The organism is Metalysinibacillus jejuensis (assembly GCF_003057615.1).
Taxonomy (GTDB): domain Bacteria; phylum Bacillota; class Bacilli; order Bacillales_A; family Planococcaceae; genus Metalysinibacillus; species Metalysinibacillus jejuensis.
On the sequence record NZ_QAFW01000197.1, the window covers coordinates 1 to 354 of the forward strand.

Annotated in this window: 1 protein-coding gene; it reads right to left on the minus strand. The window is 44.1% G+C overall.

What is annotated here, in order from left to right; translation table 11 throughout:
- A partial coding sequence (locus tag DDE80_RS14865; RefSeq protein ID WP_201261555.1) for an IS66 family transposase zinc-finger binding domain-containing protein occupies positions 1–354 on the minus strand: 354 nt, incomplete at both ends.

A 354-nucleotide genomic window follows, 5' to 3' on the forward strand; every position in this document is an offset into this window, starting at 1 on the left:
CGATAAAGCGGTAGATAAAGCGAGAATTTATCATAAATTACTTTTGCCAACACCGTTGGCCCCGCAATGCTACGAGGAATCGCCGCCGTCGGCGCTTTTCCGCGTTGAATAAACGAACTTTGCTCGTTATCTTTTTTACATTGCCTGCACTCATAGGCATGCTCAATATGCTGCACGCGCACCAACTTAGCTGGAATAAATGTTGCTTCTTCCCGGGCAATTGTGGCGCCAATTTCATGTAGTTGATTTTGGCAACAGTCACATTCGAGATTGGTTGGGTGATGGTGAATTTCTTCTACTTCCACACCTTCTATGAATGAATCGTTGCGCTTTTTCTTTTTATTTAAACGGGTC